The sequence below is a fragment of the Actinomadura sp. 3N508 genome (assembly GCF_044326375.1).
Lineage (GTDB): Bacteria > Actinomycetota > Actinomycetes > Streptosporangiales > Streptosporangiaceae > Spirillospora.
In genome coordinates this window covers 37160-63882 of record NZ_JBIRAX010000004.1, presented here as the reverse complement: position 1 = coordinate 63882, position 26723 = coordinate 37160, and the positions used below count along the sequence as shown (strand labels likewise).

25 protein-coding genes are annotated in these 26723 nt (G+C 74.3%); 10 read left to right on the top strand and 15 right to left on the bottom strand.

Annotated elements, in window-relative coordinates; all coding sequences use genetic code 11:
• Window positions 1-313: 313 nt before the first annotated feature.
• Window positions 314-1801, top strand: a complete 1488-nt coding sequence (locus tag ACH34S_RS15820; RefSeq protein WP_395953396.1) for a GAF domain-containing protein — start codon at window positions 314-316, stop codon at window positions 1799-1801.
• Window positions 1802-1816: 15 nt separating this feature from the next.
• On the opposite strand, the gene ACH34S_RS15815 is transcribed toward ACH34S_RS15820, so the two are convergent.
• Window positions 1817-2548: a histidine phosphatase family protein gene (locus tag ACH34S_RS15815; protein WP_395953395.1), complete on the bottom strand. Its 732-nt coding sequence runs from the start codon at window positions 2546-2548 to the stop codon at window positions 1817-1819.
• A gap of 55 nt (window positions 2549-2603) precedes the next feature.
• On the opposite strand from ACH34S_RS15815, the gene ACH34S_RS15810 reads away from it, so the two are divergent.
• On the top strand, window positions 2604-2966 hold the full coding sequence (locus ACH34S_RS15810; protein WP_395953394.1) for a hypothetical protein: 363 nt from the start codon (window positions 2604-2606) through the stop codon (window positions 2964-2966).
• Between the two features lie 127 nt (window positions 2967-3093).
• The gene (locus ACH34S_RS15805) at window positions 3094-3564 is read left to right on the top strand and encodes a hypothetical protein (protein ID WP_395953965.1); all 471 of its coding nucleotides are present in this window, start codon (window positions 3094-3096) and stop codon (window positions 3562-3564) included.
• Window positions 3565-3599: 35 nt separating this feature from the next.
• Here ACH34S_RS15805 and ACH34S_RS15800 read toward each other — a convergent pair whose 3' ends face one another.
• Complete coding sequence (locus ACH34S_RS15800) at window positions 3600-4253, bottom strand: nuclease-related domain-containing protein (protein ID WP_395953393.1); 654 nt, start codon at window positions 4251-4253, stop codon at window positions 3600-3602.
• A gap of 387 nt (window positions 4254-4640) precedes the next feature.
• Between ACH34S_RS15800 and hrpB the strand changes: the two genes are divergently transcribed.
• Window positions 4641-7256: an ATP-dependent helicase HrpB gene (gene hrpB, locus ACH34S_RS15795; RefSeq protein ID WP_395953392.1), complete on the top strand. Its 2616-nt coding sequence runs from the start codon at window positions 4641-4643 to the stop codon at window positions 7254-7256.
• On the opposite strand, the gene ACH34S_RS15790 is transcribed toward hrpB, so the two are convergent.
• Window positions 7240-7992 carry a TetR/AcrR family transcriptional regulator gene (locus ACH34S_RS15790; protein ID WP_395953390.1) on the bottom strand — a complete coding sequence of 251 codons (753 nt, stop codon included), beginning with the start codon at window positions 7990-7992 and terminating at the stop codon, window positions 7240-7242. The two genes, hrpB and ACH34S_RS15790, sit on opposite strands and share 17 nt — an antisense overlap.
• A gap of 94 nt (window positions 7993-8086) precedes the next feature.
• Here ACH34S_RS15790 and ACH34S_RS15785 point away from each other — a divergent pair, with 94 nt between their 5' ends.
• The gene (locus ACH34S_RS15785) at window positions 8087-9055 is read left to right on the top strand and encodes an ATP-binding cassette domain-containing protein (RefSeq protein ID WP_395953388.1); all 969 of its coding nucleotides are present in this window, start codon (window positions 8087-8089) and stop codon (window positions 9053-9055) included.
• A complete protein-coding gene (locus tag ACH34S_RS15780; RefSeq protein WP_395953387.1) occupies window positions 9052-9846 on the top strand; it encodes an ABC transporter permease in 795 nt (264 codons plus the stop codon). Before ACH34S_RS15785 ends, ACH34S_RS15780 begins: the two co-directional genes overlap by 4 nt.
• Here ACH34S_RS15780 and ACH34S_RS15775 read toward each other — a convergent pair.
• From ACH34S_RS15775 to ACH34S_RS15765, 3 genes are all read right to left on the bottom strand, one after another.
• A complete protein-coding gene (locus ACH34S_RS15775) occupies window positions 9843-10595 on the bottom strand; it encodes a hypothetical protein (RefSeq protein WP_395953386.1) in 753 nt (250 codons plus the stop codon). The genes ACH34S_RS15780 and ACH34S_RS15775 overlap by 4 nt on opposite strands.
• 78 nt (window positions 10596-10673) lie before the next feature.
• Complete coding sequence (locus ACH34S_RS15770) at window positions 10674-11429, bottom strand: anti-sigma factor family protein (RefSeq protein ID WP_395953385.1); 756 nt, start codon at window positions 11427-11429, stop codon at window positions 10674-10676.
• Complete coding sequence (locus ACH34S_RS15765) at window positions 11426-11914, bottom strand: sigma-70 family RNA polymerase sigma factor (protein WP_205717773.1); 489 nt, start codon at window positions 11912-11914, stop codon at window positions 11426-11428. Before ACH34S_RS15765 ends, ACH34S_RS15770 begins: the two co-directional genes overlap by 4 nt.
• Before the next feature lie 478 nt (window positions 11915-12392).
• Here ACH34S_RS15765 and ACH34S_RS15760 point away from each other — a divergent pair, with 478 nt between their 5' ends.
• Both ACH34S_RS15760 and ACH34S_RS15755 read left to right on the top strand, forming a co-directional pair.
• Window positions 12393-13088: a hypothetical protein gene (locus ACH34S_RS15760; protein ID WP_395953384.1), complete on the top strand. Its 696-nt coding sequence runs from the start codon at window positions 12393-12395 to the stop codon at window positions 13086-13088.
• 94 nt (window positions 13089-13182) lie between these two features.
• Window positions 13183-13611 (top strand): PPOX class F420-dependent oxidoreductase, encoded by a 429-nt coding sequence (locus ACH34S_RS15755; RefSeq protein ID WP_395953383.1) that lies wholly within the window; start codon window positions 13183-13185, stop codon window positions 13609-13611.
• Window positions 13612-13780: 169 nt separating this feature from the next.
• Here ACH34S_RS15755 and ACH34S_RS15750 read toward each other — a convergent pair whose 3' ends face one another.
• From ACH34S_RS15750 to ACH34S_RS15715, 8 genes are all read right to left on the bottom strand, one after another.
• Window positions 13781-16360, bottom strand: a complete 2580-nt coding sequence (locus tag ACH34S_RS15750) for a GMC oxidoreductase (RefSeq protein WP_395953382.1) — start codon at window positions 16358-16360, stop codon at window positions 13781-13783.
• Window positions 16361-16364: 4 nt separating this feature from the next.
• Window positions 16365-17459: an alpha/beta hydrolase gene (locus ACH34S_RS15745; protein WP_395953381.1), complete on the bottom strand. Its 1095-nt coding sequence runs from the start codon at window positions 17457-17459 to the stop codon at window positions 16365-16367.
• Between the two features lie 162 nt (window positions 17460-17621).
• On the bottom strand, window positions 17622-20708 hold the full coding sequence (locus ACH34S_RS15740) for an AAA family ATPase (RefSeq protein ID WP_395953380.1): 3087 nt from the start codon (window positions 20706-20708) through the stop codon (window positions 17622-17624).
• Window positions 20709-21028: 320 nt separating this feature from the next.
• A complete protein-coding gene (locus ACH34S_RS15735) occupies window positions 21029-21649 on the bottom strand; it encodes a lactate utilization protein C (protein WP_395953379.1) in 621 nt (206 codons plus the stop codon).
• Window positions 21646-23085 carry a LutB/LldF family L-lactate oxidation iron-sulfur protein gene (locus ACH34S_RS15730; RefSeq protein WP_395953378.1) on the bottom strand — a complete coding sequence of 480 codons (1440 nt, stop codon included), beginning with the start codon at window positions 23083-23085 and terminating at the stop codon, window positions 21646-21648. Before ACH34S_RS15730 ends, ACH34S_RS15735 begins: the two co-directional genes overlap by 4 nt.
• Before the next feature lie 53 nt (window positions 23086-23138).
• Entirely contained in the window at window positions 23139-23855 is a 717-nt protein-coding gene (locus ACH34S_RS15725; protein WP_395953377.1) for a (Fe-S)-binding protein, read from the bottom strand.
• 22 nt (window positions 23856-23877) lie between these two features.
• Window positions 23878-24786, bottom strand: coding sequence for an acetamidase/formamidase family protein (locus tag ACH34S_RS15720; protein ID WP_395953376.1), 909 nt, complete (start codon window positions 24784-24786; stop codon window positions 23878-23880).
• A 39-nt stretch (window positions 24787-24825) separates the two neighbouring features.
• Window positions 24826-25173, bottom strand: coding sequence for a DUF1801 domain-containing protein (locus ACH34S_RS15715; protein ID WP_395953375.1), 348 nt, complete (start codon window positions 25171-25173; stop codon window positions 24826-24828).
• Between the two features lie 108 nt (window positions 25174-25281).
• Between ACH34S_RS15715 and ACH34S_RS15710 the strand changes: the two genes are divergently transcribed.
• Together ACH34S_RS15710 and ACH34S_RS15705 are read left to right on the top strand one after the other, a co-directional pair.
• On the top strand, window positions 25282-25746 hold the full coding sequence (locus ACH34S_RS15710) for a MarR family winged helix-turn-helix transcriptional regulator (protein ID WP_395953374.1): 465 nt from the start codon (window positions 25282-25284) through the stop codon (window positions 25744-25746).
• Window positions 25747-25837: 91 nt separating this feature from the next.
• Complete coding sequence (locus ACH34S_RS15705) at window positions 25838-26050, top strand: hypothetical protein (RefSeq protein ID WP_395953373.1); 213 nt, start codon at window positions 25838-25840, stop codon at window positions 26048-26050.
• A gap of 6 nt (window positions 26051-26056) precedes the next feature.
• Here the strand turns inward: ACH34S_RS15705 and ACH34S_RS15700 are convergent, their stop codons facing one another.
• A complete protein-coding gene (locus tag ACH34S_RS15700; protein WP_395953372.1) occupies window positions 26057-26668 on the bottom strand; it encodes a TetR/AcrR family transcriptional regulator in 612 nt (203 codons plus the stop codon).
• Between the last annotated feature and the right edge of the window lie 55 nt (window positions 26669-26723).

Here is a 26723-nt window from a genome sequence, read left to right as displayed (position 1 = left end):
GGAGACGCCCCCCGCGTCCCCCGGACGATGGTGGCCGCACGCGAGCCGCCACGGCGTGCGGCCCCGGTTCCGCGCCCGGCGCGCGTTCCCCCCGGACACGCGCGCCGGACAGCGGAACCCCTGGAACAGCCACTTCGGCCTCCAGCGCCGATTACAGTAAGCGCTCCCACGTTGCATGCACGTTGCGATCACTCTGTCACTCACCGTGCCGGAAATGATCGCGAGAGAATCTCAGGAAAACGGTTGCGCCGCCCCGCGGATCGGCCGATCCTCAGACAACGCCAGGTTCTCTCCGGGGGAAAGGACTACTGGTATGCGGAACCTGTTGGCCGTCCGGCCGGCGATCTCCGAGTCATGGCGCCGGTCCGAGAACGCGGGCGTCGACTCGGGCGTGCAGGAGGCACCACTGGTGTTCGACCGCGACGTGCTCGCCGACGCCCGGCTGGCCCACCCGCTCGATCCGCATCTGCCGATGCTGGAGGGCCTGCTGCGCAACGTCGCCGACGAGACCGAGCACCTGATGGTGATCACCGACGACGCCGGGCACGTGCTGTGGACGCAGGGTCCGCCCGGCGCGCGCCGCGACGCCGACCAGATCGGGCTGACCGAGGGGTTCCGCTGGTCGGAGGACACCGTCGGCACCAACGGGATCGGCCTCGCCCTCGCCACCGGGCGGCCCGAGTTCGTGTACGCGGCCGAGCACGTCGCGCACGTCCTGCACCGCTGGTCGTGCGCCGCCGCCCCGATCACCGACCCCGACTCGGGCGGGGTGATCGGCTGCATCGACGTGAGCGCGACCGTGGAGGCGCTGCATCCGGCGACCGTCGCGCTCGTCGGCGCGGCGGCCCGGCTGGCCGAGTCGCGGCTGGAGAACGAGATGCGCCAGCGCGACGAGCTGATCCGCGAGCGGCTCCTGCCGCACCTGAGGGGGCTGCGCGAGCCCGGCCTCCTGGTCACCGCGACCGGCCGGATCATCGGCGCCGGTCCCGGCGAGCCGGGCCTGGCCGGCTGGCGCGGGCGGCGCGTGCCCGTGCCCGAGTCCGGCGGGACGGTCGCGCTGCCCGACGGCCGCGCCGCCGTCGCCGAACCGCTCGGCGAGGCGTTCCTGCTGCGCCCGCCCGCCGTCCGCGCGCGGCGCGGCCAGAGCGCCCCGCGCTCGGGAACCCGCTCGCCGGGATGCGCCCCCGCCGCGGCCGGTGCCCCGCCCGCCGCAGGTGAGGGGCCGCTGCTGGCGCTGTCGTTCCTCGGCGACGGCCGCCCGCACGCCCGCCTCGACGGCGGGCCGCTGACGCTGTCGCTGCGGCACGCCGAGATCCTCGCCCTGCTCGCCCTGCACCCGCGCGGCCTGACCGGCGACCGGCTGGCGTTCTACCTCTACGGCGACGACGGCAGCCCCGCGACGGTCCGGCCGGAGATCCACCGGCTCCGCCAGCAGTTCGGCGGCATCGTCCGCGCACGGCCCTACCGGCTCGAATGCGCGGTCGAGGCCGACTTCATCACCGTCCGGCGGCTGCTGGACGACGGCGACGTCGCCGGGGCCGTTCGGCTCTACACCGGGGAGCTGCTGCCCGGCTCGGACGCGCCCGCCATCAGCGCCGAACGCGACGAGCTGGCCGTGCGGGTCCGGCGGCAGGCGCTCGACCGTGGCGGCGCCGACGCGTTGTGGACCTACGCGCAGACCGAGCCCGGCCGCTCCGACCTGGAGGCCCTGGAGCGGCTCAGCGCGGTCCTGCCGCCCGGCGACTCGCGGCTCGCGGCCGTCGCGTCCCGCAGCGACCGCCTCCTCAACGACGACTTCTAGCGGTCCGGCGGCAGCTCAGGGGGAGACGCCCGCGTTGATGAGGTGTTCGCGGTCGTTGTAGGTGACGGCCCGCAGGCCGGAGGAGCCGTCGTGCCGCCACCGGGTCACCGACGCGTTCGCGATCGGCGTCTTCTCGATCTCCAGGATCTCCCGCTCCGACAGGCCCTCCACCAGGTAGCGGGTCATCACCACGATCGCGTCATGGGTGACGACCAACACCCGGCCGCCGGGCGCCTCGGCCTCCAGGTCGCGGTAGAAGCTGCGCAGCCGCAGCGCGAGGTCGGCCCACGACTCGCCGCCGGGCGGCCGGTAGTAGAACTTTCCGAGGCGGCGCAGCAGTTCGGCCTCGGCGGGGAAGCGGCGGCGGACGCCGAGTTCGGTGAGGCCCTGCAGCGAGCCCTGCTCGCGGTCGCGGATCCGCTCGTCCACCCGCAGGCGCAGGCCGTCCGGGTCCTGCGGCGCCGCGTAGGACGTCTCCGCGAGCGCGATCTTCGCGGTGTCGAGGGTGCGCAGGTAGGGGGACGCGACGACCATCGTCGGGCGCTCGTCCTCGGGGAGCGCGGCGAGCCAGCGGCCGAACGCCGCCGCCTGCGTGCGGCCCACGTCCGACAGGGGCACGTCGGCGTCCCGCTCCGGGATCCCGGCCTCCTCGGCGTCGGTGCCGAGCACCTTCTGGTACGCGACGTTGCCGGTGCTCTCACCGTGCCGGGTCAGGATCAGCCACTGCAGCGCGTTCACCCCCGCCATGCTGCCACGCCACCGCCGTGCGCCGTGCTCTACAGCCGGTAGTACTCTTTTGCCCGTGACGGACGTGCTGACCATCGCGATCATCGTGGTGGCGCTGCTGGTCGCCGCGTACTCCGTGGTGACGGCGCTGCGCAACCGGGCGATGGACGCCGCCCATCTCGCCGCGCTCGGCGTCCTGGAACTGCTGCTGATCGCGCAGGCCGTCACCGGGTTCGTGAAGCTCTCCGGCGACGAGGGCCCGGACGGATCCGTGACCTTCGTCGGCTACCTGCTCGGCATCCTGCTGATCCCCCTCGCGGGCGCGGGCTGGGGACTGCTGGAGCGCACCCGGTGGGGCTCGGCCGTGATCGTCGTCGCCGGGGTGGCCGTCGCGGTCATGGTCGTCCGGCTCGATCAACTGTGGAGCGCGAATGGCTGACGGCCGCGCTCACGACGACGCCCGCGCCGACGACGCTCCCGTTGCGGGCGACGCCTCCATCGCCGACGACGCCTCCGTCGCGGACGGCCGGGCCCGTGCGGACGACGGCGCCCGCGCCGGCGCCGAGATCCGCACGGGCGGCGCGGGCCGTCCCGGCACCGGCTCCAGCACCGGCGGCGGGCCGGGACGGCTTCTGGTCGCCGTCTACGCGATCTTCGCGCTCGCGGCCGGCGCGCGGGCGGGCGTCCAGATCGCCACCCGGTTCTCCGACGCGCCGGTCGCGTACGCGCTGTCGGCGTTCGCCGCGGTCGTCTATGTCCTGGCGACGGTCGCGCTGGCGCGGGGCGGGCGGACGTCGTTCAGGGTCGCCGTCGCCGCGTGCTCCGTCGAGCTGGCCGGGGTGCTGGTGGTGGGCACGCTCAGCGTCGCCGACTCCGCGGCGTTCCCCGACGAGACCGTCTGGTCCGGGTTCGGGCGCGGCTACTGGTTCGTGCCGCTGGTGCTGCCGGTCGCGGGACTGCTGTGGTTGCGCCGCACCGCCCGCCAGGGTGGCGGGCCCGTAGCGGGCGGTGGGCGCCCTGTGGGCGGCGGCGTGTGAGCCCTCCGGCCACAGGTGTCGGATGACCGTCACGGTCAGGCGGCCGTGACGCCGGCCGCGGGCGGGGTGAGCCGGCCGCCGATCGGCAGCGCGTGGACGGCGGCCCTGGCGATCGCCTCGATCTCGTCGGGGGAGTAGTCGGCGGACGGGTTGCGGCTCATCCAGCGGACCAGCCGCAGCGGCGGAGCGAACACGATGCCGTCCGCGGTGAACGGCGTGCGGACGAGGTGGCCGCCGTGCACGGCCAGCACCGGCGTCACCTTCACGGGCACCTCCGCGACCCGTGAGATCAGCTCGGCGGCGGCGCCGGCCTGCGCGGTCAGCCCGCCCACCAGCTTCGACCGGGTCCGCCCGTCGATGAACAGCCGGCCGCCGTGGTGGGAGATCTCCGCGTCGGGATGCCAGGCCTCGTTGTGCACCAGCCACACGCCGCCCGGCCCGATCACGAGCTGGTCGGCCGGCCCGTGCTCGGGGACGACGCGCCCGTACAGCACCCGGTACCCGCGCCGCTCCAGCGTGTGACGCAGCACCCGGGTCATCCGCTCCTCGCCGCGCAGCCCGCGCCGCCACACGCTGGACGCGTGATGCACTCGCCAATGCACGAACGTGTCCGCGGCAGCGATCAGCAACGCCATCACGATTCCGAATGCGGCGTTGACCAGCAGCCCGCACAGGATCAGCGCCGCCACCGCCAGAATTGCGCGGGTCCGCAATCTACCCTTTCGGCCGCGCTGCCACAGCTCTTCGTATACCGCCTGAGGTGAACCGCCGGTGAACGCCGCCCTGTCCCTCAGATAGATGGAGCTGCCGATCATGACGAAACCCTCCCGGCACGCTGCGATGACGTCCTCATTATGTGGATACCCACCCTATTGCCGCTACAGTTCACACGGTGACGTAAATCAAACGCGGAAGCAACTTTCAGTCTTGAAAGCATTGCCTACCTGGTCTTTTGGCGAGGTTGTCCGGTCGAATCCCGGGAAAACATCTGAAGACCTCATGAGAATGGCTGAAAGGCTCGGTGCAACTATCACCGCAACGCGCAGAGCCCTTTTCGTGTAGATGGCATTTCCCGCATGGCCGATTACGCAACGGCACGGCCCGCCCCCGGGTGCGGGCAGACTGGGGCGGTGCACATCGACGCCGCCGAGAGCCTTCCCGCCGGCCGTGCCGTCCCCGCCCTCCGCGCGGCCCTGGACGGTCCCGGCGCGGCGGTGCTGGCGGCCCCGCCCGGCACCGGGAAGACCACCCTCGTCCCGCTCGCCCTCGCCGGCCTCGCGCTCGGCGGGCCCGCGCCGGCCGCCGGGAAGGTGCTGGTCCTGGAGCCGCGGCGGCTCGCCGCGCGGGCCGCCGCCCGCCGCATGGCCTGGCTGCTCGGCGAGCGCGTCGGCGGCCGGGTCGGCGTGACCGTCCGCGGCGAGACGCGTCCCGGCAGCCGCGTCGACGTCGTCACGACCGGTGTCGTCCTGCAGCGCCTCCTGGCGGATCCGTCGAGCGGAGCTCGTCCGTTGAATGGCGGTGGGTGGGGGCTGGAGGACGGTCCCGACCTCGACGGCGTCGGCACCGTGATCCTGGACGAATGCCACGAGCGGCACCTGGACGCCGACACCGCGCTGGCGTTCCTCCTCGACGTCCGCGCGACGCTGCGGCCCGACCTTCGCCTGGTCGCCGCGTCCGCCACCGCCGACACCGGCCCGTGGGCACGCCTGCTGGGTGACGCCCCGGTCGTCGAGACCGATGCCGCGCTGCACCCGGTGGAGACGGTCTGGGCGCCGCCGCGGCGTCCCGTCCCGCCGCCGCACGGCATGCGCGTCGACCCGGCGTTCCTCGCGCACGTCGCCGCGACCGCCCGCCGTGCCCTGGCCGAGCGCGACGGCGACGTCCTGTGCTTCCTGCCCGGCGTCGGCGAGATCGCCCGCGTGGCCGGGCTGCTCGGCGATGTGCCCGCCGACGTGCTGCAGGTCCACGGGCAGGCGCCGCGGGCGGTGCAGGACGCGGTGCTGGCGCCCGCGTCCCGGCGGCGGATCGTGCTCGCCACGTCCGTCGCCGAGTCGAGCCTCACCGTCCCCGGCGTCCGGACGGTCGTGGACTCCGGCCTCGCCCGCGAGCCCCGCACCGACCACGCCCGCGGGCTCGGCGCGCTCACCACCGTCCGGGCGTCGCGCGCCACCGCCGCCCAGCGCGCGGGCCGCGCCGGACGGGAGGCGCCCGGCGCGGTCTACCGCTGCTGGACGCAGGCCGAGCACGACCGGCTGCCCGCCCGGCCCCGTCCCGAGATCGAGCTGGCCGACCTCACCGGCTTCGCGCTCCAGGCCGCCTGCTGGGGCGACCCTGACGCGTCCGGCCTCGCCCTGCCCGACCCGCCCCCGCGCGCCGCGCTCGACGCCGCCCGCACCACTCTCGACGCCCTAGGCGCCGTGAGCGGCGGGCACGTCACCGACCGGGGCCGCCGCCTCGCCCGCGTCGGCCTGCATCCCCGGCTGGCCCGCGCGCTGATCGACGGTGCGCCCGAGGTCGGCGCCCGGCGCGCCGCCGAGATCGTCGCGCTGCTGTCCGAGCCGCCGCCGCGCGCGTCCGGCGACGACCTCACCGCCGCCTGGCGGGCCCTGCGCGGCCCCGGCCGTCCCGCAGACGGCCACGCGGCGCGCTGGCGCGACGAGGCCCGCCGCCTGCAGAAATCCCTCCCCGGGGCGGCCGAAGACCCGGCGCGGCGCGGAGACGACCACGCGGCCGGGCTGGTGGTGGCGCTGGCGTTCCCGGAGCGGGTGGCGCGGGCGCGGCGGGGGAGCGGATACCTGATGGCGTCCGGGACGGGCGCGGCCCTCGCCGACGGCTCCGCGCTCGCCGGGGCGCGGGCGGAGTGGCTGGCCATCGCGGCGGCGGACCGGCCGGCCGGGGCCGCGTCGGCGCGCGTCCGGCAGGCCGTGGTGATCGACGAGGACATGGCACGGCTCGCCGCCGCGCCGCTGCTGGAGACTGTCGAGGAGGTCGCCTGGCGGGACGGGGACGTCGTCGCGCGGCGCGTCGAACGCCTCGGCGCCATCGAGCTGGACGCGCGCCCCCTCCGCGACCCCGACCCCGGCCTGGTGCGGGCGGCGCTCCTGGACGGCGTCCGCGCCGAAGGGCTCGGCCTGCTGACCTGGACGCCGGCCGCCCGCGCCCTCCGCGACCGGCTCGCGTTCCTCCACGCCGCGCTCGGCGAGCCGTGGCCCGCGGTCGACGACGCGGCGCTGCTGGAACGCGTCCCGGAATGGCTCGCGGGCGCGCGGCGCCGCGCCGACCTCAGCAGGATCGACGTCACCGCCATGCTGCGCGGCCTCCTGCCCTGGGAGCAGGCGAGCAGGCTGGACGCGTACGCGCCCGAGCGGATCGAGGTGCCGTCCGGGTCGCGGATCCGGGTCGACTACGCGCAGGAACGGCCCGTCCTGGCGGTGAAGCTGCAGGAGCTGTTCGGGTGGGACGCGGCGCCGCGCCTCGCGGGCGGACGGGTCCCGCTGGTCGTGCACCTGCTGTCCCCGGCCGGACGCCCGGCGGCGGTCACGGCCGACCTCGCCTCGTTCTGGCGCGAGGGCTACAAGGCGGTCAGGGCGGAGCTGCGCGGACGCTACCCCAAGCACCCGTGGCCAGAAGACCCGGCGCAGGCCGTGCCGACCAAACGCACGAACGCGCGCCGGTCTAGCGGGAGTCGATGAGGACCTGGATGCCGTCCAGGATGCGGGCCAGCCCGAACTCGAAGGCGCGGCGCGGGGCGACGGCCGAGTTGTACTCCTGCCCGGCGGCGGTGCCGACGCGCGTCCCGATGGGGTAGTCGGCCTCGTTGACGTAGGTGTCGAGGAAGGGGGCGGTGGCCTCCCACCACTGCGCGTCGCTGATGCCGCTGCGCCGCTCGGCCTCGGCGGCGTTGACCGACACGCGGGCGGCGCTCTCGGCGAAGCCGGTGATGAGCGCGGCGACCGAGTCCATCTCCAGGTCGGTGAGGCCGACGCCGTCCACGGCGCGCAGCTCCTCCTCGTACTTGGCGATCGTGTTGGGGCCCATCGGCGGCCGGACCACCGTGATCTGCAGCAGCCACGGATGGCGGTGGAACAGCGCCCAGTTCTCGCGGGCGATGTGCTCCAGCCGGGCGCGCCAGGTGTCCTGGCCGGGGGGCGCCAGCTCGCCGTACGCGCGGTCGAGCATGACGTCGACCAGCTCGGCCTTGCCCGGCACGTAGGTGTAGATCGACATGGGGGAGACGCCGAGCTCGTCGGCGATGCGGCGGATGGACAGCGCGTCCAGGCCGTCGGCGTCGGCGATCTCGATCGCGGCCGTGACGATCTGGCCGGCGGTCAGCCGCGGCTTCGGGCCGCGCTTGGGCCGCTCCCGCACGCCCCACAGGAGTTCCAGGCTGCGCCTGGGGTCGCCGCCCCCGCTGTACTCGGTCGTCACATCGCCGATCCTCTCAGGGATGAAACTCTGTACGTCGTACGTTATATTGTCCGTGATGGTAAATCCGTACGGCGTACATAATTTTGGAGGGCGCGTGACGGAACCACGGTTCGCGGTCGTCGCCGAAGGGCTGCGCAAGCGATACGGCGGCACCGAGGCGCTGGCCGGGCTCGACCTGCGCGTGCCCGCGGGCACCGTGCACGGGCTGCTCGGGCCGAACGGGGCGGGCAAGACCACCGCCGTCCGCGTGCTGGCCACGCTGGCCAGACCGGACGGCGGCACGGCCCGCGTCGCCGGGCACGACGTCGTCCGCGCGGCGGCCGAGGTGCGCACCAGGATCGGGCTCGTCGGGCAGCACGCGGCGGTCGACGAGGTGCTCGGCGGGCGGCAGAACCTCGTCATGTTCGGCCGCCTCTACCACCTGGGCGCGAAGGACGCGCGGCGGCGGGCGGACGAGCTGCTGGAACGCTTCCGGCTGACCGACGCCGCCGCCAGGCCCGCGGGGGAGTACTCCGGCGGCATGCGGCGGCGCCTCGACCTGGCCGCGTCCATGATCCTCGCACCGCCCGTGCTGTTCCTGGACGAGCCCACCACCGGCCTCGACCCGCGCGGCCGGAACGAGGTCTGGGACGCGATCCGCACCCTCGTCGGCGGCGGCACGACCGTCCTGCTCACCACCCAGTACCTGGAGGAGGCCGACCGGCTCGCCGACGGCATCTCGGTGATCGACCACGGCCGCGTCATCGCCGAGGGCACCCCGGACGCCCTCAAGACCCGGCTCGGCGGCGACCGCATCGAGGTCGTCCTGGACGACCCCGCCGCGCTGCCCGCCGCCGCCGAGATCGTCGGCCGGGTCGCGTCCGGCGAGGTCGACGTGGACGCCGAGACCCTGCGCGTCGGCGCCCCCGTCACCGGGCGTGCCCCCGTCCTCACCGAGGCGGTCCGGGCCCTGGACGACGCGGGCCTGCGGGTCGCCGACATCGGCCTGCGCCGCCCCACCCTGGACGAGGTGTTCCTGCACCTCACCGGTAAGGACGACGAGAAAGAGGAGGTGCGCTCGTGAGCGTTCAGACACTGCGCTGGGCCGTCGCCGACGCCCGGGTCCTGACCGCGCGCGCCCTCGCCCACTGGGCGCGGCGGCCCGGCGAGGTCGCCATGGCGCTGCTGTTCCCCGTGATGGTCGTGCTGATGATGGGCTACCTGTTCGGCGGCCAGATGGACGTCCCCGGCGGCGGGAACTACCGGGAGTTCATCGTCCCCGGCATGTTCGCGCTGACGATGGCGTTCGGCGTCGAGACGACGTTCACCGCGATCGCGAGCGACGCCGCCAAGGGGGTCGCCGACCGGTTCCGCGCGATGCCGATGTCCTCGTCCGCCGTCGTCGTGGGCCGCGCCACGGCCGACATGCTGCACTCGGTCGTCGCGCTGGCCGTGATGGCGGTGTGCGGGGTCCTGATCGGGTGGCGCGTCCACGACGGCGCGGCCAAGGCGCTCGCCGGGCTCGGGCTCCTGCTGCTCCTGCGGTTCTCGCTGATCTGGCTCGGCATCTACCTGGGCCTGATGGCGAAGGGGCCCGAGTCGGTCGCGGCCGTCCAGGTGCTGGTGTGGCCGATCGGGTTCCTGTCCAGCGCGCTGATCGCGCCCAGCACCATGCCGGGCTGGCTCGGCGCGATCGCCGAATGGAACCCGATGTCGGCGACCGTGACGGCGTGCCGCGAACTGTTCGGCGACCCGGTCTCCGGCGGATCGTGGGCGGCGCAGCACAGCGTCCTGATGGCGGTGGTGTGGCCGCTGGTCATCGCCGCGGTGTTCATCCCGCTGTCGGTGCGCCGCTACCGCGCCCTCGGCCGCTAGGGCAGCAGGCCGGCGCGGTGGCGGGCGAGCGCCACCGCCGGATAGCACGCCTCGGGCAGGGGCTCCGAGCCTGTTTCCTTGTGGGGGGACGACCCCCCACGCCCTCCGGGCTCCGCGTTGTTGAGCGCGGCGCGGAGCCTCCGCCCGACGGCGGCCGGATCGTAGGGCTGGACGACGCACAGCTCCGCCCGCATCGCCTGCCGCGCCGCCGCCATCAGCGCCGGGACGTCGCCGACGATCACGACCTCGGACGGCACGTCGCCGTGGCCGAGCCGCACCGCCGTCGCGTGCAGGCCCCGGGTGCCGGCGTCCTCGTAGCGGAACTCGCAGATCAGGCGGTCGCCGTCCAGCGGGCCCTCCTGGATGAGCCATGCCTGGCCTGGGACGGCCCGTCCGAGCGACCCCTCCCACGGCGCCGCCGCGGCATCGCCGAGACCTTCGGCCGCCCGGCCCGCCGCGCCGCGTCCCTCCACGGGGCCGATCGCGGCGAGCGCCGCCAGGAACGCCCGCGCGCCCGGCGTCGCGGCGGCCCGCAGGCAGGTGATCAGGTCGGCGAGCGCCGCCCGCCGGGCCTGCGCGTGCGGGGCCGCCGACTCCAGCGCGCCGAGCCGCGCGGACGTCCACACCTCCGCCTCCAGCGGTCCCGGCAGCGCCGGAAGGGCGTCCGCCTCCCGGACGAACGCCGCGTACACCTCGCGGAGGCCCGGCAGCATCAGCCCCGGCCCCGCGGACGGCCGCGTCGCACTCATCGCCCCAGCGTATGAGACGGGGGGAGCGGCGCGTCCCCGCCGCCGGTGCGGCCGGGCCGCGGGGACACGCCGCGGGCCCTACGAGGGGACGGCCAGCAGGGTGCGGGCCCCGCCCGGCGCCCGCCCGGTCGTGCGGACCTCGAACCGGCTGATCTCCCCGGGCCGCAGCGCGGTCCCGCCCTGCAGCGCGAGCCGCGGCTGCGCCGACCCCGGCAGCCCGTACCCCGCCGCCGGGACGGCCCAGCCCGCCACCGTGTGGGCACGGCCCGCGCGGTCCACGGCGACCAGCTCGCACTCCAGCGGCCCGCGGACCTTGCTCAGCTCCAGCGCGATCCGGCTGCCCCACGCCTTGTCCTGCATCGCGACCGTGCCGGTGACGCCGCTGCCCGCGTCGGTGGCGGACACGCGCCGCCCGTCGCGCAGCAGCGCGGCCGTCCCGCCGTCCGCCTCGGCCGAGGCCGCCGTCCCGCCGCCTTCGGTGCGGTCGGCGCCCAGCGTGTAGCCGGTGCCGACCGCCCCGCCGAGCAGCACGATCCCGGCGGCGGCCGCGGCCAGCGCCCGCGTGGAGCGGTGCCGCCGCTCCCGGCGGATCCGGTGCCGCAGCAGGTCCGACACCACCGCGGGCTCGGGCGGCGGCGGCGCGGCGGGCGCGTCCGCCGGTTCGGCGATGGGGCCGATGCCGTCGAGCGTCGCGGCGATGCCGCGCAGCTCGCCCAGCTCCGCCCGGCACGCCGCGCAGCCCGGCAGGTGGGCCTCGAACGCGCGCCGGTCCGGGGCCTCCAGGAGGCCGAGGGCGTAGGCGCCGACGTCGATGTGCAGCATGTCCGCGCTCATGGCGTCACGCCCCTCTCCTCCAGGGCGACGCGCAGCGCCCTGAGCGCGTAGTAGACCCGGGACTTCACCGTGCCGACGGGGATGCCGAGCTGCTTGGCGGCCTCGTTCACCGACCGGTCCCGGAAGAAGGTCTCGTTGAGGATCTCGCGGTGGGCCGGGGACAGCGCGAGGAGTGCTTCGGACACGACGACGGAGCGCAGCAGATCCTCCAACCCGTCGGGGACGCGCATGTTCTCCAGCGGGCCCTCGCCCGCCTCCTGCGGCCGGGCGTTCTTGCGGCGCTGGTCGTCGATGACGATCCGGCGGGCGACCGTCGCCAGCCACGGCAGCAGCGAGGTCGCGTTCTCGTCGAGCTGGTGCGCGCTGCGCCACGCGCGGATCATGGTCTCCTGCACGACGTCCTCGGCCCAGTGCCGGTCACCGCCGGTCAGGCGCAGCACGAACGACAGCAGCGGACGGCCGTACACGCGGTACAGCTCGGTCACGATCACCTGGTCGTCCACGGCGCCCGGTGGCCGCGGGCCGCGGAACCAGCTCCACGGGCCGGCGGCGGGACGTTCTCGCGGGGCCGGTACGGCGGTCGGTGATCTGTGGGCCATCGGGGGTCTCCGGCGGAAGCGGGGGCGGACGGCGCGGTGACCGTGAGCCAGGTGTCACGTCGGGAGGCAGTACGCGGCCCGGGTCGCCGGAGGTTCAACCGGGCCGCCGCCGGGACGGATTTTCCAGCCCTACCCTTACCGGTTCGACACCGTTTCCTTACCCCCGGCGCGGACGGCGCGCGGGCCGCGTCCTAGTTCCCGAAGTCGGCATGGGACCACGCCGCGCCGGTCCCCAGAAGGGCAACGCTCACTCCACGCATTGGAGCGAATGCGGGCATCGGGCCCATTTGCCCAGCTAAGGACCGAGGGGCGGATCGGCATAGTGAAAGGGAACGGCGACAACAGACTGAGCTACCGCCTTCTGATGGCGGTGGACATCCAGGGCTACAGCAAGCGCGACACCCGCGAGCAGCTGCTCGCGCAGCGCGACCTGTGCGCGGCGCTCGACCGCGCCGCGCGCGGCACCGGCCTTGACCGCGGCCACTGGGAGAAACAGGTCGGCGGCGACGGGGAGCTCGCCACGCTGCCGGACGGGACCGACCCGGCCATGGTGGCCGGCGAGTTCGTCATCGGCCTCGCCGAGGCGCTGCGCGACCTCAACCACGAGGTCGAGGGCGGCACCGCCGGCGGGGAGGCCGGCCGGCACCGGTTGCGGGTGCGGCTCTCGCTGCACCACGGCACGCTGACGGCCGGGCCGTTCGGGCCCGCCGGCGACGCGCCGATCGTCGTCCAGCGGCTGCTGGACGCCGCGCCGCTGCGCCGGCTGCTGGCCCGCGACGCGGGCCGCGACCTCGCCTACGTCGTCTCCGACTCGCTGTTCGAGGACGTCGTGCGGACCGGGTTCTGCGCGCTGCCGCCGGAGGCGTTCCAGGCCATCAAGGTGACCGCGAAGGGCGCGATCTTCCGCGGCCACATCCTCACCGGCCGCGCGGTCCGGCGCGGCGGCCTGCCGGACGGGCGGGGACGGGGCGAGGACGGGGGCGAGCGGGGCGGTCCGCCGGGCGACGCGGCGGGCCCGGACGCCCGCGTCCTCGACTTCCCGGCCCTCGCCTTCCGGTAGTCCAGGCCTGGCCCGGCCGTCTCGTCCCGGCGGGAAGTGATCGGGGCGGCGCGCGGTTGACGCCTGGAAACCGGACTTTCTGCGGAGGCGGACGATGGCGGACGACGCTGCACTGGCCAAGCTGGTGGCGGGGCACGACCTCGGGGTGCTGATCACCCTCAAGCGGGACGGGCGGCCCCAGTCGTCCAACATCAACTACCACTTCGACCCGGACCGGCGGCTCGTCCGGATCTCGGTCACCGCGGACCGGGCCAAGGCCCGCAACCTGGCCCGGGACCCGCGGGCGAGCCTGCACGTCAGCACCGGCGACGGCTGGTCGTACGCGGTCGCCGAGGGCACCGCCGAGCTGTCGGCCGTCGCCGCCGACCCCGGCGACGCCGCCGTGGCCGAGCTCGTCGAGGTGTACCGGGACATCCGCGGCGAGCACCCCGACTGGGACGAGTACCGGCGCGTCATGGCCGAGGACGGCCGCCTCGTCGTCCGCCTCCACGTCGAGCGCCTCTACGGCCACGTCCGCGACTGACGCTCCGCCCGCCCGTTGCCCCCGCTGCCTCCGCTTCCGCGCCGTGAAGACGGCGCGGGGCCGGAGGCCGCGCGACCCCCCGCGCGGCCCCCGGCGAAAAGGGTGCAGGCCGAGAGCACCCCGCAGTTCCCTCGGCCTGCACGTTCTGGTGGCCCCGATGGACCTCCGCCTACACGGGGTCCGGGCCATAGACCTCCCACAGCTCGCCCGCGAAGAACCTGCCGAAGTTCAGCAGCGACTCCGCGCCGGCCGGGCCCTTCGTCCGGAACGTCGTGAGCTGCCGCGCGAAGTCCGTCAGCCGGATGTGCAGCACGCCCGCCGCGACGACCTGCGCGCCGTCCTCCCCGTCCTCGCCGACGTGCCCGTCCAGCAGCCGCACGTAGAGCGTCGAGGTCTCCGGCCAGATCCGCGTCGGCGGCCCGTGCTTGACGTTCTTCACGCCGCTGAGCGTGCGGGCGTTGCCGTCGCCGTCGGTGTAGAACAGGCGGTACTTCATCAGCCGCCGGTCCTCGTCGTCGACGCCCGGCGTGGGGTCGACGAACAGGTTGAACGTGCCGTGCTCGACGACCCGCCGGCCCCCGTGACCGGACGCGTCGACCCACCCCTCGGCACGCGCCTGGTGGCCCGGCTCGCGGACGAACCGGTCGGTGTCGTCGGCCGTGATCGTCAGGCGGAACGACAGCGGCCGCCGCCCCTCCGCCTTCTCACCGGCGCGCGGATCGGTCTCGCCGTAGGTGACCGACCCCTTCATCTCTTCGGTGAAGGACAGCGACGTACGGTCCGGAGTCACCGCGGAGGGTCCCCGCGACCCGCCGTGGTCCCCCGAGACCGGACCGTACGCCACCGCACCGTTCCCCGCGGAGCCGTTCCCCGTCGAACCGTGCCCCGCGGAGCCGTTCCCGGCCGGGCCCTGTCCTGCCGGACCGGGACCCGCCGGAACCTGCCCCCCGCTGCCATGCCCCGCCCCGTCTGGCGAGCCGGATCCCCCGGCCGGCTCGGCCCCCGTGGCAGACGGGGCGGTGACGGCCGGGCCGCCCGCGCCCCCGCGCGCGGACGCCTTCTCCAGCAGCCGCGTCGCCAGCCGGTCGGCCTGCGCGGCGATGGTGAGCGAAGGGTTCGGGCCCACCGGCCCCGGCATCGCCGCCCCGTCGGCGATGTAGAGACCAGGGAACCCGAACACCTCGCCGAAGGCGTCGCAGACGCCCTCGCCTGGGTGGGCGCCCATCGGGGCGCCGCCGAGTGGATGGACGGTGATGATGCGCTTGCGGAACCACATCGGGTTGTCGGCGTAGTCGGCGCCGAGCACGTCCGCGATGCCCCGCATCGTCTTGCGGACGCGGTTGAACAGCTCCTCGCTGGTCTCCGTCGTCCAGTCCGCGGAGAGCCGGCCGTCCTTGAGCCGCAGCCGCCCGTCGGCGGTGTCGCGGCCCATGCCGAGCAGCGGCAGCGAGCTGACCGTGAGCGCGCCGTCGCCGATCAGGTCCGAGATCTCCTTGGACAGGTTGGTGTCGGGCGCCTCCCGGAACAGCGCGGTGAACCGGTCCCACAGGAACTTCACCGCGCGTTCGAGGTCGTTGCCGACGTCGAAGCCGTCGACGATCCAGTCCGTGAAGCCGGGGTAGCCGCCGTCCTGGATGTAGGCGCCGCGGCCCGCGCCGGGCACGCCGTCCAGGTCATCGGGCAGCCGGATCGCGGTCGTGATCACCGGGCCGCGGCTGGCGTTTAGCGGCCGGACGCGGTTGCGGTCGGTGGCGCGCATCAGGAACGTCAGCAGGTCGCCGTTGCCGCTGAAGCGGGTGCCGAGCGCGTCGCTCAGGCCCGGGAACGCCTCCCGCGACTTCAGCAGCAGGAACGTCGTGCCGTAGGTGCCCGCGCCGAGGATCAGCCGGTCGCAGGTGATCGTCCGGACGCGCGGGCGGCGCCGCTTCTTCAGCGACACCCCGGGCGGCGGCGGCTCGTGGTGGACGTAGTCGACCTCGTACCCGCCCTCCGGCCGCGGCCGCAGCGCCTTCACCTCGTGGGAGGTGCGGATGTCGGCGCCGTGGTGCGCCGCCGCCGACAGGTAGGTGTGGTCGAGGCTGTTCTTGGCGCCCTCGTTGCAGCCGATGTCGCACTCGCCGCACAGCCGGCACGTCCGCCGCGGGACGCCGTGGATGTTGCCGTAGCCGCCGGTGTCCACGATCGGCAGGCTCATCGCGGGCTTGCCGCCCGGGTGGGCGGCGAAGCTGACCGCGAGCGGCGGCAGCGTGCACTGCAGGCCGAGCTCGGCCGCCGCGTCCTGCATCGCGTGCGTCTTCGGGGTGTCGTCGAACGGCACCTGGTCGAGCGGGTAGGGCGTCGCGCCCATCATCTTCTCGACCTTGTCGTAGTGCGGGTCGAGGTCGGCGCGGGAGATCGGCCACGGGTCCTGCGAGCCGTCCGGGCCGTCGGTGACGAACCAGTGCTCGTCCTTGCGCAGCAGCACGTTCGCGTAGATCAGCGAGCCGCCGCCGAGCCCGGCGGACACGACCGAGTCGCAGCCCTTGAAGCTCCACACGTCGAACATGCCGTGCAGCCCGGCGGCCGGGTCCCAGAACGCGCGGCCCATCTCGGCGGGCGAGCGGGGGAAGGACCCCGGCGGGTAGGGCTGCCCGCGCTCCAGCAGGACGACCGAGCGCCCGGCCTCCGCCAGCCGGTACGCCGTGACGGACCCGCCGAACCCGGACCCGACGACGACCGCGTCCACATGTTCCATGGCGTCGTGTTCCATGACCTCAGCCCGCCTTCCGCTTCAAGAAGTCCAGAATCTGCGGGAACACCTCGGTGTCGGCGTGCGCGCCCATGAGGGCGTCCTGGTGGCCGTAGCCGGGCAGGATCGCCAGCTCGTGCAGGCCGGGCGTCGTCGATTCCAGCAGGCGGTGGCAGGCGATGTTGGAGTCGGTGAACACGTGGTTGCGGTCTCCGGTGAGGAACAGGATCGGGGTCGTGACGTCCGCCGCGTTCGCGAGGTAGTCGTCCGGCAGATCGGCGTGCCGCTCGTCGCGCCGGTCGAACTTCACGGCGCGGCCGGCCCGGACCATCTTCAGGATGTGCCGGTAGTAGTTGACGTTGGCCGCGCCGAACAGGTCGGGCAGCCGGGCGTGGGTGACCGGCGACATCTTCTCGTGGGAGAAGATCGGCTTGCCGCCGCCCCACATGAAGCTGAGCATGTGGCAGGCGGGATCGTCGCACGCGCGGTGGAACGGCCCGACGGCCTTGGCGAGCAGCCAGCCGCGGGTCAGCGGCGGGGCGTTCCCGTAGCGCGGGTCGAGGTGGCACGGCCCGACGAGGTACTCCATCAGCGGCGGCCCGTAGGCCAGCTTCACCTTCGACCATCGCGGCGTCCGCGGCACCATCGAGACGCTGTTGCACGTCAGGCTGGTGATGCCGGTGACCGTCCCGGCGAACACGGCCATCGAGAACGACACCGCGCCCAGGCAGTGCGTGATCACGTGGACCCGCCGGTCGCCGATGTGCCGGCGCAGCTCGGCGAGCGCGGCCGGGTGGTCGTAGTGCGCGACGTCGTCGAGGGTGTACCGCTGGGTCTCGGCGTTGTAGGGGTAGCGGCCGCTCAGCCGGTAGTCCAGCGTCCACACGTCGCCGAACCCGGCGTCGAGCAGGGCGGTCGTCAGATTGGTGTGCTCCGGCATGATGAACATGTCGCTGGAGGTCGTCAGCCCGTGCACCAGCAGGACCACGTCGTCGCAGTCACCGCGGCGGAACCGGGTGAGGGCGAGGCCCAGCCCGTCCTCGGTGGTGAAGGGATGCGCGGAGACCTCGGCGTCGGCGACGCCCGCGAGCGTGAAGCGCGCGATCCGCTGCTGGTCCATGGCATCCCTCCGGGTTCTCTGACGCCCCAACCCTGCCAAGCGCGGCGGTCCGCGCGGCATCGTGGAGAACTCGTACTTATGTGAACGTCAAGGCCACGCGTCCGTGCGGGACCTACGTGAAGTGAGAGTCGGAATCAGCCCAGGTGGTTCGCGATGTCCGATTTATTCGGTTTGTTGGGCGCGGTTCATCGCCGTCGCGACCCCGACCCTGGAGGTGACGTCGATCTTGGCGAAGACCCGTGAGAGGTGTGTTTCGACGGTCCGGACGCTGAGGAACAGCCGCTCGGCGATCTGCTGGTTGCTGCATTCCTCGGCGACGAGCAAGGCGATCTCGTGCTCGCGCGGGGACAGCCCGAACGGCAGGTCCTTGCGCGGGCGCTTGGCCGGAGCGGTGCCCCCGGACGGCACCCGCACCCCGAGCCGCCGCTGCTCCCGGACGGCCTGGGCGTGCAGCCCGCGCATCCCGCACGCCTCGAAGACGTCGGCCGCGGCGCGGATCCGCTCGCGGGCGGCGGTGCGGTCGCCGGCGGCGGCGTGCGCGAGCCCGGCGGCCAGCTCGGCGCGCCCGGCGTCGGGCCGGCGGCCCGCCTTGGTGAGCAGCCCGGCGGCCTCGGCGGCCAGCGCGGCCGAGGCGGCCGGGTCGCCGGCGCGCAGGGCGTGCGCGCGGGCGAGGCGGGCCATGCCGACGTCGCCGGTCAGCGCGGGGTTGGCGATCGCGTCGGCGATGTCGGCCCAATAACCGGCGTCGTTGTCGTCCTTGCGCGGCGCGGTGTCCTTCTTGCGTGGTGCGGGAACCTTCTTGCGCGGGGCGGTGTCGTTCTTGCCCGGTGCGGCGTCGGCCTGTGCGGCACGGACGTACGCCAGCGTCTCCGCGCACATCACGAGGGTGCCGAAGTCGAGCCCGAGGGTGCCGTCGCCGCACGCGGCGATCAGCGCCTGCGCGCCCTCGTCCGGGCGGCCCGCGTTGATGATCGCGATGGCGCGGGCGACGTGGGCCATGTGCGTCCACCACTCGCCCGAGCCGGTGTCGTTGGCGACCGCCTCCTCGCCCGCGCGCAGCGCGCGGTCGTGGTCGCCCATCCAGCTGGCGGTCAGGCACTGCTGCGTCAGCCCGTAGGCGAGCACTTCCTGCGAGCGCAGCTCGCGGGCGACCGCGGTCGCCTCGTCGGCCAGCGCGGCGGCCTCGGCCATCCGGCCCTGCTGGGCCAGGATCCGGGACTGCCCGGCCAGGAAGTAGCCGAGGATGTAGGTCTGGCCCGTCGTCCGGGTGATCGACACCAGCCGCTCGACGTGCCGCAGCGCGCTGTCGTACATGCCCAGGAACGCCTCGGCGAAGATCAGCCAGGCGAAGCTGTCCAGGCAGTCGGTGAAGTCGGTGTCGGACGCGGCGGAGATCAGCCGGTCGGCCTTCTCGGCGTAGGCGATCGCCTCGTCCACCTCGCCGCGCCCGTAGGACACCATCGGCCGCATCGACACGACCGCGGCCGTCAGCCCGGGGCTCCAGCCGGGGGCGCTGTCGGGGATGGTGTTCAGCACGGCCTGGGAGCCGCGGGTGTCGATCCGCTGGATCCGGTCGGCGACCAGCCGGATCCGCAGCAGCACCGCCTCGGGGGTCTGCCGGTCGGTGATGCGGCGCAGCTCGTCCAGGACCAGCGCGCGGGCCTCGTGGATCCGGCCGAGCTGGCGTTCCATGATCGCGCAGAACAGCACGGCGCGGGCGCGGCGGACGGTGTCGTCCAGCGGCAGCAGCCCGAGCAGCGTGCGGGCGGTCTCGCGGCCCGCCTCCGCGTGCCCGCTGACCGCCTGCACCTCGGCCAGCTCCAGCAGCAGTTCGACCCGGTCGGGAAACCCGCCCGCCCCGGCCTCCGCGCCGTCGGGCATCAGCTCGAGCGCGGCCTCCAGCCAGTACGCGGCGGTGCCGGGCGCCTGGTAGGCGATGCCCCGGGCGGCCTCCACCAGCGTGCGGATCGCCTCCCCGTCGCCGAAGCGCGCCGAGCGCACCACGTGGTGGGCGCGGACGGCCGCCGGCGCGCCGAGCTCGGCCAGCCGCGACGACACCCGCGAGTGCGCGGCGATCCGCCAGCCCGCGGCCGTCGAGGCGTAGGCGACGTGCCGCACCAGCGGATGCCGGAACCTGAACCGCCCGCCCGGCGCGGCGCGCACCACGTCGTGGCCGGTCAGCACGTCCAGCGCGGTGAGCGCGGCGGCCTGCTCCATCTCGGCGGCGACGGCGGCGAGCGCGGGCTCGAACACGTCCGCGGCGACGGCGGCGCCGCGCGCCATCCGCAGCGCCTCGGGCGGCAGCGCGCTCAGCTCCACCTGCAGCGCGGCCCGCACCGCCGGGGGCAGCTCGGTCAGGTTCGCCACGCCCCGGCTCCAGTCCTTGCGGTCGGCGCCGCCGACGACGGGCGCGGCCCCGGCGCCCATCTTGGCCAGGGCCTCCAGGTAGAACGGGTTGCCGCCGCTGGCCTTGAACAGCGCCTCGCACCGGGCCCGGCTCACCTCGGGGCCGAGGAACTCCGCCACCTCGCGCTGGGTGAGCGGGCCGACCGTGACCCGCAGGCCCTGCGGGCCGGCCGCGTCCACCAGCGCCGCGAGCCGCGGCGAGGCCTGCGCCGGCCGGTAGGCGACCGCGACCAGCACCCGGGCGCGCGGCGGGTGCCGGACGAGATGGTCCAGCAGCTCGATGGTCGCGTCGTCGGCCCAGTGCAGGTCGTCCAGGATCAGGACGAGGCCGTCCGGGCCGGCGAGCGCGTCCAGCAGATGCCGGACGGTGCGGTGCAGCTGGTACCGCGCGACCTGCGAATCGGGTGAGGCGGCCGGGGGATGGTCGCTGATGTCGGCGAGCGCGGGGAACACCGTGCCGAGGAGGCGCAGCGCGGCCGGGGGAAGGTCAGGCTTGTGCTCTTCGAGGTGGTCGTCGAGGGAGTCGACGACGGCGCCGAACGGCATCTCCTGCTCGAACTCGGCGGCGCGCCCGGCCAGCGGGCGGAGCTTGCGGGACTCCGCGGCGGCCCACAGCTCGTTGAGCAGCCGGGACTTGCCGGCGCCCGGCTCGCCGGTCAGCGCCAGGAAGCGGAACGCGTCGGTCGCGGTGGCGTCCAGGGCCTCGTCGAACGCGCGGAGGACGTCGTGCCGTCCGACGAGCGGGACGCCGTCCGGCGAGGCGTTGCCGTGGGACGCCGCAGTGCCGTGGGACGGCAGGTTGCCGTGGGACACCGCGTCGCCGCGGCCGGTACGACCCTCCATGTCCACACCCCAACAGTGACAGGCGGTCGATTCGCCGTGATCGTACTTCTCGGTTGTGGTTACGAGAATTGGCGGGTTTCACCCTATAGGCTCGAACGTCAATAAGCAGGGGCAACACGCGTCCGCCCTGCGGCACCCCGCGGACGGCGCTTCTTCGTCACCCTGACGTTCCACCCTGTTCTTCAGCGTGTCGTCTCCTTGCTATCAAGAGTCCTGGCGAGCGCGCTGTCAACCTCGCGGGCATAAATCGTTCCGCCGTCGTGACATCCGCGCTGATCTGCGGGCGGACGTCCGGCCGGGGCCACAGGTGGACACCGCGCTCACTCGGCGAGCAGGACCTCCAGCGTCCGCGGACCGTGCACGCCCTCCACGCGGGACAGCTCGATGTCGCTCGTCGCCGACGGCCCGGAGACGAACGTCAGCGGCCGGTGCGGGTCGAGCCGCTCCAGCGCCTCGGGCACGTCCGCGGCGACCTGCGCGGCGCGCACCACGATCAGGAGGAAGTCGGGGACGAGCGACAGCGCGCGGCGCCCCTGGCCGGTGCCGTGGTCGAGGACGATCGTGCCGGTCTCGGCGATCGCGGCGGCGCAGCCGGTGACCGCGCCCGCGAGCCCGTCGAGCGCGCCGGTGGACGGGTCGCGGACGAACGCGGCGTCCGACGCGGCGAGCCATTCCGGAGGCAGATCGCCGGGGACTCCGTAAGAGCCGGGCAGGGCCGCGAGCCGCTCCGCGACCGTCCCCGGCACCCCGGACTCCGGTACGCGCAGCACCGTCGCGCGGTAGTCGGCCACGCGCTCGGCGAACAGGTCCAGGACGCCGGTGTCGTGATGGCGGCGCAGGTAGCGGCGGTCGATCCGGTCGTAGGCGGCGGCGACCTCGGCGGCCGGGCGGGCCGGCATCACCCGGTCGACGCGGCGGAGGATCTCGTCGCGGGCGCTCATTCGCCGCCCTCCTCACGGCCGCCGTTCGTGCGGGACCACCAGGCGCGGAACGACTCCGGCGGCGGCGCGGGCGCGTCGCGCGTCTCCGTCCAGGCGCCGAGCGGGCCGGGGAGCCGGCGGATCCGGCCCCGGCGCGCGACGGCGCGGCGGGACGCGGACGCGGCGCGCTGCGCGAGCGCGAGCCGGGTGGGGGAGCGCAGCGTCCAGCCGGCGGCGGCCATCGCGACCCGTTCCAGCGGGTGCCGCGGCCCCTCCTCCACCGCGCGGGCCCGCAGGTGGACCAGCACCTCCGGGATGTCGATCGCGACGGGGCACGCCTCGAAGCACGCCCCGCACAGCGTCGACGCGTACGGCAGCGAGGCGTCCACGTCCGACCCGATGCCCCTGATCTGCGGCGACAGGATCGCGCCGATCGGCCCCGGGTACGGCGACCCGTAGGCGTGGCCGCCGGCGCGCTGGTAGACCGGGCACACGTTCAGGCACGCGGAGCAGCGGATGCAGCGCAGCGCCTGCCGCCCCACGTCGTCGGCGAGGGTGGCGGTGCGGCCGTTGTCGAGCAGGACGAGATGGAAGTCGCGCGGCCCGTCGCCCGGATGCACGCCCGTCCAGGCGGAGGTGTAGGGGTTCATCCGCTCCGCCGTGGACGAGCGCGGCAGCAGCTGCAGGAACACCTCCAGGTCCCGCCAGGACGGCACGATCTTCTCCACGCCCATGACCGAGATCAGCGTCTCGGGGAGCGTCAGGCACATCCGGCCGTTGCCCTCCGACTCCAGGACGACGAGCGTGCCGGTGCCGGCGACGGCGAAGTTCGCCCCCGACACCGCGACCTTCGCCGACAGGAACTTGGTGCGCAGATGCCGCCGCGCCGCCTCCGCCAGCGCGGCGGGGGAGTCGGTCAGGCCGGGCGGCGCGTCGTCCATGGCGCGCAGGAAGATGTCGCGGATGTCGGACCGGTTGTGGTGGATGGCGGGCACGAGGATGTGCGACGGGCGATCGTTCCCCAGCTGGACGATCAGCTCCGCGAGGTCGGTCTCGTAGGCGGTGATCCCCTGCTCGGCGAGGAACTCGTTGAGCCCGATCTCCTGCGTCGCCATCGACTTGACCTTGACGACCTCGGTCTCGCCGGTCGCCTTCACCAGGTCCGCGACGATGCGGTTCGCCTCGGCGGCGTCCCGCGCCCAGTGGACCGTTCCGCCCGCCTCGGTGACCTTCTCCTCCAGCAGCCGCAGGTAGTGCCCGAGGTTCGCCAGGACGTGGTCCTTGATCTGCTTGCCCGACTCGCGCAGCGCGGCCCAGTCGTCCAGCTCCGCGACGGCCCTCGCGCGGCGGTCCCGGATCGTGGTGGTCGCGTGCGCGAGGTTGCCGCGCAGCCGCGCGTCCGACACCGCGCGGCGCGCCGCGTCCGGGAACGACGGCATCCCGACGTAGGTCGGCATGGCACCGCTGTCCCGTGGGGGGACGGCCCCCCACACCCCCCGGTTCGCTTCGCTCATTCTTGGGGGACCTCCTCGGTCGAGGCGAGGATCTCGGCGAGGTGGACGGTCCGCACCCCGGCCCGCGTGCGGGTGAGCGCGCCGCCGATGTGCATCAGGCACGAGTTGTCGGCCGCGCACAGCGCCTCCGCCCTCGTCTCGCGGACTGCGGTGACCTTGTCCGCGCACATCGCGGCCGAAACCTCGGAGTTCTTCAGCGCGAACGTGCCGCCGAACCCGCAGCACTCGGCGGCGTCGGGCAGCTCGGCCAGGTCGATGCCGCGGACCTCGCGCAGCAGCCGCAGCGGGCGGTCGCCGATGCGCAGCATCCGCAGCGAGTGGCATGTCGGGTGGTAGGTGACGCGGTGCGGGTAGTAGGCGCCGACGTCGGTGACGCCGAGCACGTCGACCAGGAACTCCGACAGCTCGTACACGCGGGACGCCACCCCGGCCGACCGCGGCGCGAGCCGCGGATGCCAGTCGCGGATCATCGCGCCGCACGACGCGGACGGCGTCACGATCGCGTCGTACGGCTCGAACGTCTCCGCGAACCCCTTCACCAGCGGCAGCGCCTGCCGCCGGTAGCCGGTGTTGAGGTGCATCTGCCCGCAGCACGTCTGCCCGGCGGGGAACTCGACGTCGTGGCCGAGCCGCCGCAGCAGCCGCACCGCCGCCTTCCCCGTCCCCGGGAACATCGTGTCGTTCACGCAGGTCAGGAACAGCGCCAACCTCATCGGAGGCCTCCAGGGTCTTCCCTCACGACAGGTAGGACAGCTCCAGGTGGGCCGAGACGATCCAGTTGGGGACGTCCACCACCTCGGAGATCTTCAGGTCGGCGGCGATGCTGGCCAGAAGGTAGGCGTCCACGGGGGCCATGCCGGTGCGCGCGGCGACCTCGTCGATGAGGGCGCGGGCGGCGTCCTTGGCCGCCTGCATGAGGTCGGGCCCGACGCCGGTGGTCGCGAGTGCCGCGCCGGTCCGGTGGGTGCGGGGGTGGGTCTCGATCATCGGGGTGGGCGGGGCCGCGCCCTTGCGGACGTCCACGCGGAGCCGCACGACGCCGTCGGTCTCGACGCCGGTGCCGCACACCTCGCCGTCGCCCATCGCGGCGTGCGCGTCGCCGAGGGACAGCAGGGCGCCGTCCACGCCGACCGGCAGGACGAGCCGCGCTCCCGGGCCGATGTGCCGGACGTCCATGTTCCCGCCCCAGCGGCGCGGCGGGACGATCGAGTGCGGGCCGGGCTCCGGCGGCGCCACCCCGATCGTGCCGACCATCGGGACGACCGGGACGCGCAGCCCGGGCAGCGGCTCGGCGAACCCGTCGGAGATCTTGGAGATGCGCAGGTGCGCGTCGGGGAAGTCGTCGGCGAGCAGGCCGAAGCCGGGGATGCAGGCCGTCCAGCCCCACTCGCCGGTCTCCATCTCCAGGACGTCGATCACCAGCGCGTCGCCGGGAGCGGCGCCCTCGACCAGGAACGGCCCGGTGACGGGGTTGACGCGGCCGAAGTCGAGGGCGGCGACCTCGGCCGTGCCGGACCCGGCGCCGAGCTGGCCGCCGCTCGCCTCGGTGGTCTCGACGGTGAGCTCCTCGCCCGGTGCGACGGTCGCGATCGGCGGGATCGCGTTGTCCCAGGCGTGGTGCGCGCTCGTGCGGCGGATGTGCATCGCTCCTCCAGCGGGTGTCGGCCTACCCCGAGCCTATGATCACCCTTGGTCGAGGCGGACGGCCTGGGCGATGTATCCGCGCAGGGCCTCCTCATTCATCCCGTCCAGCGTCTTGATCTTGACGTGGCGGGTCTTCTTGCCGACGCCCTCCAGCAGCCCGTGCTCGTCGTCGAACTCGGCGCCGCGCTCGAAGGCGAAGGTCAAGTGCGTCTTGCTCTGGCTGATCACCGCGAGGATCTTCGTGCCGCGCCAGGCGGGCGAGCCGTAGGTGAGGCATTCGGTGGCGTCCGGCGCGGCTTCGGCCATGAGCTTGCGGAGCGCGGTGAGGATCTCGGCGTACTTGGGGTCGAGCTTGGTCGCGGCGTAGGTGTCGATCTCGTTCGCCATGGTGGGCTCCCTTTCGCGGTGCGCCGGAGGCTCCGGTGCGGATGGGGAGTACGCTATAGTCACAAGTCTTGATAGTCAAGATCCGTGACTAAAAAAAAGGAGGCGGGCATGGACGCGGCGTCCACGGGAGCCGGCCGAGCGGCCCCCGACCTGGGCATGCTGGCCGGGCAGCTGATGCGGGCCCTGCAGGAGGAGCTGTTCCAGCGGCTGGCCGAGCAGGGCCACCCGGACGTCCGGCCGCGGCACGGGACCGTCCTGGCGTTCCTCGACCGGGACGGGCTGCGCGCCACCGAGCTCGCCACCCGGTCCGGCCAGCACAAGCAGATCGTCGGGACGATCGTCGACGAGCTCGTCGCGCTCGGCTACGTCCGGCGCGAGCCCGACCCCGTCGACCGCCGCGCCAAGCGCGTCGTCCCGACCGAGCACGGCCTCGACGAGATCGCCAAGGCCCGCGCCATCCTCGCCGCCATCGAGCGGCGGCACCGCGAGGAGCTGGGGGAGGAGCGCTTCACCGCCTTCAAGGACGCCTTCCAGGAGGTCGCCCGCGGCCAGCGCCGGTGGAACCGGTCCTGACCTGGGCTCCCGCCACCGCGCGAGCCCGGTTCGGACGCCCCTTCCCGGGGCAGGATCGCCCGCGTGCCATGGCAGGCCGAGAGGGGGAACCGTGACCGTACCCAACGTTGATCTCATCGACGGGGCCGCGATGCCGCAGGTCGGCTTCGGGGTCTTCCAGGTGCCGGGCGACGAGGCGGAGCGCGCGGTGACGGCGGCGCTGCACCCCTACCTCCAGCAGGACGGCCTGCGCGCGTTCCACCGCGACCACGGCATCCGCACCGAGGCGTGGGCACCCGACCCCGCCACCTTCGGCGTCGCCTGAGCGTGTTCACTTCTTGACGAACGTCCCCTCGTAGAGGGCGACGAGGTGGTCGGCCAGGGCTTCGGGCGTCCAGCCGCGGCCGGAGAGCAGGCGCTCGAAGATGTCGGTGGCGATGAGGCCCCACAGCATGTCGGCGGCGGTCTCGACCGTCCAGTGCGAGGCGAGGCGGCCCTCGTCGTGGAGCCGCTCGGCGAGGCGGCGGCAGGTGCGGAACTGGTTCTCGTCGACGGTGGCGCGGTGCCGGGCGGCGTCGGGGTCGGCGTGCCGGACGCGGTCGATCGCGCGGTCGACGGTCATCAGGCGCGGGTGGTAGGCGGCCAGGTGCCGGGCCCAGGCGCGCAGCGCGGACACCGAGTCGGGCGCGGCCCAGACGGGGGCGAGCGAGTCGCGCAGGCCCTCCTGCTCGGCGATGAAGCCGAACAGCGCGGTCACGAGCTCGGTGCGCGAGGCGAAGTGCAGGTAGACGCCCTGCCGTGACACCCCGGCGTGCCTGGCGACCTCGGTCATGGTGAGCGCCTCGAAGCCGTCGCGCTCCAGGATCTCGCGGGTGGCGGCCAGCAGCGCGTCCCGGGTGCGCCTGCTGCGGGCGTTGCGCGGATCCTCGATCGACCTGGTCATTGATCACCACTTGCCTGGAACTTGTCAGCGTGTCTATGTTAGCGGGCGAGAAGAA

What these genes read in the sequence shown, in the direction of transcription:
- ACH34S_RS15700 (WP_395953372.1), bottom strand. Translation starts at nt 26,668, where the DNA reads ATGACCAGGTCGATCGAGGATCCGCGCAACGCCCGCAGCAGGCGCACC.
- ACH34S_RS15755 (WP_395953383.1), top strand. Translation starts at nt 13,183, where the DNA reads ATGGCGGACGACGCTGCACTGGCCAAGCTGGTGGCGGGGCACGACCTC.
- ACH34S_RS15740 (WP_395953380.1), bottom strand. Translation starts at nt 20,708, where the DNA reads ATGGAGGGTCGTACCGGCCGCGGCGACGCGGTGTCCCACGGCAACCTG.
- ACH34S_RS15775 (WP_395953386.1), bottom strand. Translation starts at nt 10,595, where the DNA reads ATGAGTGCGACGCGGCCGTCCGCGGGGCCGGGGCTGATGCTGCCGGGC.
- ACH34S_RS15815 (WP_395953395.1), bottom strand. Translation starts at nt 2,548, where the DNA reads ATGGCGGGGGTGAACGCGCTGCAGTGGCTGATCCTGACCCGGCACGGT.
- ACH34S_RS15715 (WP_395953375.1), bottom strand. Translation starts at nt 25,173, where the DNA reads ATGGCGAACGAGATCGACACCTACGCCGCGACCAAGCTCGACCCCAAG.
- ACH34S_RS15730 (WP_395953378.1), bottom strand. Translation starts at nt 23,085, where the DNA reads ATGCCGACCTACGTCGGGATGCCGTCGTTCCCGGACGCGGCGCGCCGC.
- ACH34S_RS15735 (WP_395953379.1), bottom strand. Translation starts at nt 21,649, where the DNA reads ATGAGCGCCCGCGACGAGATCCTCCGCCGCGTCGACCGGGTGATGCCG.
- ACH34S_RS15820 (WP_395953396.1), top strand. Translation starts at nt 314, where the DNA reads ATGCGGAACCTGTTGGCCGTCCGGCCGGCGATCTCCGAGTCATGGCGC.
- hrpB (WP_395953392.1), top strand. Translation starts at nt 4,641, where the DNA reads ATGGCCGATTACGCAACGGCACGGCCCGCCCCCGGGTGCGGGCAGACT.
- ACH34S_RS15770 (WP_395953385.1), bottom strand. Translation starts at nt 11,429, where the DNA reads ATGAGCGCGGACATGCTGCACATCGACGTCGGCGCCTACGCCCTCGGC.
- ACH34S_RS15710 (WP_395953374.1), top strand. Translation starts at nt 25,282, where the DNA reads ATGGACGCGGCGTCCACGGGAGCCGGCCGAGCGGCCCCCGACCTGGGC.
- ACH34S_RS15725 (WP_395953377.1), bottom strand. Translation starts at nt 23,855, where the DNA reads ATGAGGTTGGCGCTGTTCCTGACCTGCGTGAACGACACGATGTTCCCG.
- ACH34S_RS15750 (WP_395953382.1), bottom strand. Translation starts at nt 16,360, where the DNA reads ATGGAACACGACGCCATGGAACATGTGGACGCGGTCGTCGTCGGGTCC.
- ACH34S_RS15745 (WP_395953381.1), bottom strand. Translation starts at nt 17,459, where the DNA reads ATGGACCAGCAGCGGATCGCGCGCTTCACGCTCGCGGGCGTCGCCGAC.
- ACH34S_RS15720 (WP_395953376.1), bottom strand. Translation starts at nt 24,786, where the DNA reads ATGCACATCCGCCGCACGAGCGCGCACCACGCCTGGGACAACGCGATC.
- ACH34S_RS15760 (WP_395953384.1), top strand. Translation starts at nt 12,393, where the DNA reads ATGGCGGTGGACATCCAGGGCTACAGCAAGCGCGACACCCGCGAGCAG.